General features: G+C 63.8%; 4 protein-coding genes and 1 pseudogene. 2 read left to right on the top strand and 3 right to left on the bottom strand.

Features of this window, described 5'->3' with window-relative positions:
• Positions 1 to 2: 2 nt before the first annotated feature.
• From JMF90_RS23215 to JMF90_RS23205, 3 genes are all read right to left on the bottom strand, one after another.
• The gene (locus tag JMF90_RS23215) at positions 3 to 929 is read right to left on the bottom strand and encodes a class I SAM-dependent methyltransferase (RefSeq protein ID WP_227746121.1); all 927 of its coding nucleotides are present in this window, start codon (positions 927 to 929) and stop codon (positions 3 to 5) included.
• Between the two features lie 187 nt (positions 930 to 1,116).
• Entirely contained in the window at positions 1,117 to 2,019 is a 903-nt protein-coding gene (locus tag JMF90_RS23210; RefSeq protein ID WP_011549090.1) for an NAD(P)-dependent oxidoreductase, read from the bottom strand.
• Positions 2,020 to 2,076: 57 nt separating this feature from the next.
• Positions 2,077 to 3,405 (bottom strand): MFS transporter, encoded by a 1,329-nt coding sequence (locus tag JMF90_RS23205; RefSeq protein WP_011549091.1) that lies wholly within the window; start codon positions 3,403 to 3,405, stop codon positions 2,077 to 2,079.
• 395 nt (positions 3,406 to 3,800) lie between these two features.
• Here JMF90_RS23205 and JMF90_RS23200 point away from each other — a divergent pair, with 395 nt between their 5' ends.
• Positions 3,801 to 4,721, top strand: coding sequence for a LysR family transcriptional regulator (locus JMF90_RS23200; protein ID WP_054928643.1), 921 nt, complete (start codon positions 3,801 to 3,803; stop codon positions 4,719 to 4,721).
• A 155-nt stretch (positions 4,722 to 4,876) separates the two neighbouring features.
• A pseudogene (locus tag JMF90_RS40205) lies at positions 4,877 to 5,165 on the top strand (hypothetical protein); the annotation flags it as partial.

Raw genomic sequence — 5,165 nt, 5'->3', positions numbered from 1 at the left:
ATCTAGGCAGCAGTGGCCTGAACAAGACGCAGGCCCCATCCAGTTTGCAACGTACCGTCTTCGCCTTGCAGGGGCGCGAACGCCGACAACAGTTCACTTTTGAACTGCGCGCGCGCCGCTTCCGACATCCGGTCGGCATCGTAGGTGTCCAGCATGTCCAACCACAGCTGCTCGGGTGTAGGTGTCCAGTCGATTTCGATGTCTTCAAAAGACACATCAACAAAATCGGGCTTGAGTAGTTCTTGCCACCCCGCTTCACTGCGCGTGCGCGCATCACCGAGTCGCAACTCTGTGAGCCGATCCTTCGCGATTGGCTTGAAGATGTCCAAAAAAACTTCGCCGACCTTGCCAGTCAAAAAGCTCCGTCCGACGATAGCGGAAAAGCTGCCGCCGTCACACAATACCCGGCGAATCTCTCGAACAACTTGTTCGATATCGTCCATCAACATGAGAGCCATGTGCGACAGCACGTAGTCTACTGAGCCGCTATCGAGTGACATTGCTTGTGCACGCTCGTTGAGCAATCGTATTTCGTGCGGCAATATTCCCCGAGCCACGCTTAACTCGCCATCGCTCATGTCTATGCCAATTAGCTTCGTTGCTGCATGCCCCCTGTCGTTCAGAATTTGCAGCAATGGCCCGTCACCGCATGCCAGATCGAGCACAGTCCGCGACATCGCATCGTTCGGTACACGATTCGCCAGTGCGTGATAGGAGGACGGGTATGCTGCCTGCGCAGATCGTGCAGGCCGATTACCGTAGGCTCGACGCGTTACTCCTGCCCGGCGGCGGTGAAAATCTTTCAAATATATTTCTGCGTACGAGGTCATTCTCGCGCCATTCGATTGTTCGCTAGTTGGGAGCACTTGTGACTCTCGAGCCTGAGCCCCGAGCGGATTGTCGACGAACCAGATCACGATGTCGAACATCTCAAAATGACCGGCAGCCACCACCGGCGCCGCTCGACCGACAACTTCGGACCGTGGCTATACGGCTCGGCGTCCAGCTGTGTGACGGGGCAGTCGATGTCGGCGGATGGCGTGCTCACCATGCGCTGAGCACGCTGCCCCCTCCCGACGTCGATCCAGCCCCACACGAACGGAGCCACACAACGCATCAACGCGACGTACCCTCGTCGCCCACGCCCCCCACCATCAGCACATCCGACAACTTCAACACCGGACAATGCGCTCCCGCGCCCGCAACGGCATCACGATACGTCTCCGTAACAGCCGCCGCGATCCCATGAGCCGCGTCGACACCTTCCGCCATCGCCGAGTAGTACGACAGGTCCTTGAGCGCGTTCGCCATATGGAACGGCAGCGCGGACGTGTCGCCGGTCTCCAGAAACGGACGCAGCCGGTTCAGCGCGGCGCCGCCGCCACCGCCGTTGGCGAGCACGTCGGCCAGCACCGCGACGTCCACGCCCGAGCGCTTCGCGCACGCGACGGCTTCCGACAGCAGCGCGATGGTCCCGAGCGAAACATAGTTGTGCAGCAGCTTCATGCTGTGGCCGGCCCCGACATCGCCGACACACGTGATGTTTTCCGCGAAGCACGCGAGCACCGGCCTGATCTCCGCGAACAACCCGGGCGGCGCACCGACCAGCAGGTTCAGCCGGCCCTCGTGCGCCTCCTTGGCGCCGCGCGTCATCGGCGCGTCGACGAAGCGCCCGCCTGCCGCTTCGACGAGCCGCGCCATTCTGACGGTCGATTCGGGAACGGCGGTCGAACAATCGACGACGATCGCGTTGTCCCTCAGGCCGGCCAACACGCCGTCGTCACCTGTGAGCACCGCTTCCACTTCGGGGGACCCCGTCACGCACAGGATGATGACGTCCGCTTGCGCAGCCAGTTCGCGCGCGGTCCGCACGGTCCGTACGCCGTCGCGCAGCAGCTCGTCGAGCGGCTGATTGCCCGGATGCTCGACGACCGTGAGCGGATAACCGTGCTTCAGCACGTTGCGCGCAATACCATGCCCCATCAAACCCACGCCGATCAGGCCAATCTGCTGTTTCATGTCGTTCCCGTCAAAAGATCGCAACGCGGTGCAGCACTGCGGCGAAATGGATAGTCGTTACCGGTCGACGAGCCGCGCCGGCAGCAGCATCGTGAGGACGATGCCCAGCAACAGGCACCCGACCATCACGAACAGCGGCGCGGCAAGACTGCCGGACGCCTGCTTCAGGTAGCCGACCGCATAGGGCCCGAAGAAGCCGCCGAGGTTCCCGAACGAGCTGATCACCGCGATGCCCATCGATACCGACGCGGTGCCGAGCGCCGCGGTCGGCATGCTCCAGAACAGCGGCGGAAACGAGATGAGCCCCGCGTTCGCGATGCAGAGGGCGAACATGCCGAGCCACAGCTGATCGTGCCAGACGACCGACAGCCCGAGCCCGGTCGCGCCCATCAGCAAAAGCGCGGCGACGTGCAGCCGCTGCCGGCCGCACCGGTCCGCGCTGCGTCCGAACAGGACCATCACGACCACGGCCACCGCATTCGGCAGCGCGGCGAGCAAGCCGATGACGAAATCGCTGCCGATGCCCATCTGCTTGATCATCGTCGGCGCCCAGAATGTATAGCCGTAAATCGCGAACACGTCGAGAAAGTAGATCACGCAGAACGCCCACACGAGCCAGTTCGAGAACAGGCCGCGGTGATTGACCGACTCGGTCGTCGCACGATCCTCCGCCAGCACGCGTGCCAGGACGGCGCGCTCCGCTTGCGAGAAACGCTCGCTGCGCGTGACGTCGTCGTCGAGGCCCTTCCATACATACAGCGCAGCCACGAATGCGGGCAGCGACTCGAGAATGAAGATCCATTTCCAGCCCGGGATCTGCATCGCCCCGTCGAAATACTGCAGGATGAAGCCGGTCAACGGCGAGCCGATCAACCCGGCCAGCGCGAGCGCCGCATAAAACATCGACAGGATTCGCGCGCGCCGCCGCCCCGGGAACGAACGGGCCATGTAGAGCACGATGGCCGGGATGAAGCCGGCCTCGGCGACGCCGAGCAGAAAGCGCATCACGTAGAACTGCATCGGCGTGGACACGAACGCCGTCAATCCCGACACGACGCCCCACGACACGACGATCCGCGTGATCCAGCGGCGCGGCCCGACGCGCACCAGCAGCATGTTGCTCGGCACCTCGAAGATCACGTAACCGAGAAAGAATATCCCTGCACCGAAGCCGAACACCGCGTCCGAAAAGCCCAGATGCTCGCTCATCTGCAATTTGGCGAAGCTGACGTTCACGCGATCGATGTACGACGTGACGTACGCGAACATCAGGATCGGGAGAATTTGCACGGCGAGCCGACGAAAGATCCGGTCCTCCTGGGCGAGATCGTGCGCCGATGCCGGGGCCGCGAGGTCGCCCGGGTTGCAGGCCGCGTCGATTTCCACGTTTGTCTCCGAAAGTTCATGGATGCCCCGCGTGCATGCTTGCGTCGTCACGCGTACAGTCGCTGTCGATATAGATGTGTGCGACAGGGGACGGTTCGAATCTACCGGCCGCCCCGCCCACCCGATATGCGAAATCCTTCAAGTGGCACTTCGAATATCTCGAACGCACGCGCGGGCCGCCATCGTACGGTGCAATGCACAAGCCAACGGAAAACGGATTCCGGCCGCCGATCGCGCGCACGGCACGGGCCTTCGCGGCGCGACGGCGGCGTTGCGGTGTGCGGCGCACCATTCGCGGCCGATCAGAGCGAGTCAGGGTTAGCACCACTTCGCCCAATACCGTCGCGCGCAGCGATGAATGACATACTTGCCGCAGTTTCAATCGGAGCCCGCGCTTGTTCGATCTCACGTCCCTCGCCCTGTTCGTCCGTGCAGCCGAGCTGGGCAGCCTGTCGCGCGCCGCGCAGCAGTCCCACATGTCGCTCTCCACCGCGAGCCGCCGGATCGCGCTGCTCGAGCATCATTTTCGCGTGGTGCTGCTGAACCGCACGGTGGCCGGCGTCGAACTCACACCCGCCGGCGAAGCGCTGTTGCGCCACGCGACCGACCTGCTGCTGCGCACCGATGCGATCTACAGCGAACTGTCCGACTATACGAAAGGCGCGGTCGGCCGCGTCCGCGTGTTCGCGAACATCTCGGCGATCAGCCAGGATCTGCCCGATCAGTTGCGCACCTTTTCGCAACGCTATCGCGACATCAAGCTGCAGATCAGCGAGCTGAGAAGTTCCGACATCCTGCAGGCACTGCGCGAAGGCCGCGCGGACGTCGGCATCGTCACGTCGCGCACCGCGCCCGAGGGCATCCACCTCGCGCCTTACTGCATGGATCGGGCCAGCGTGGTCGTCCCCGACGACTACCCACTCACCGGCGATTCGATCGATTTCAGCGCGTTGCTCGACCACGATCTGGTCGCGCTCGACGACCGCTCGGAACTCACGCGTGCGCTCGTCAGGGAAGCGGCGCTGCTCGGCAAGTCGGTCCGCTTCCGCGTGCAGGTGCAGAGCTTCGAAGCCATGTGCCGGCTGATCGCGGCAGGGCAAGGCATCGGTATCCTGCCCGAGCGCGCGGTCGCGCTGTTTCGCGAACCGATGCGCCTGCGCTTCATTCGCCTCAACGTTCCGTGGGCCAATCGCGTCATGTCGGTCGGCATTCGCGCCGGCGCCGTGCCGCTGCCGACGCGCAAGCTGTTCGAGTTTCTCGCCTCGTTCGCACCGCCTTCGCTCGTCTCCGGTGAAGCCGGGCAATCGAACGACTGACTGCGCCGCCACGCGTGTGTGCGCGCCGGCGTGTTGCAGATTTTCGAAGGTCCCGTTCACGAATCCGCACTTCCTGCCGATGCCGGCGACGCAGTAGATTCGACGGACAGATTCAATAGTCCGCCGGTTACCGCAACGGAAGAGACACGGGAGACATGCCGACGCGATCCGAGGGGAATCGGATGCAGCGTTGCGTATCAAAGGCCGCCGCGCAGCAGTTCGACGCGGCCCGGCTCGCGCAGCTCCCCGTGTCTGCCCCTCCCGTGCGGGACGCCAGCTTCATCATGGAGGCTTCCCGCAACATGAAGAACCCGCACCGCATCGCGGTCATCGCCGGCGACGGCATCGGCAAGGAAGTGATGCCCGAAGGCCTGCGCGTGCTGCGCGCCGCCGCGGCCCGCTTCGACATTCCGCTGGCGTTCGACGAGTTCGGCGACTGGTGTA

Source organism: Burkholderia sp. E168m23 (assembly GCF_016586125.1).
Taxonomy (GTDB): domain Bacteria; phylum Pseudomonadota; class Gammaproteobacteria; order Burkholderiales; family Burkholderiaceae; genus Burkholderia; species Burkholderia orbicola.
Note: the sequence above shows the minus strand (reverse complement) of the source record. Positions and strands in the feature narration are given on the sequence as shown.

What these genes read in the sequence shown, in the direction of transcription:
- JMF90_RS23210 (WP_011549090.1), bottom strand. Translation starts at nt 2,019, where the DNA reads ATGAAACAGCAGATTGGCCTGATCGGCGTGGGTTTGATGGGGCATGGT.
- JMF90_RS23215 (WP_227746121.1), bottom strand. Translation starts at nt 929, where the DNA reads ATGTTCGACATCGTGATCTGGTTCGTCGACAATCCGCTCGGGGCTCAG.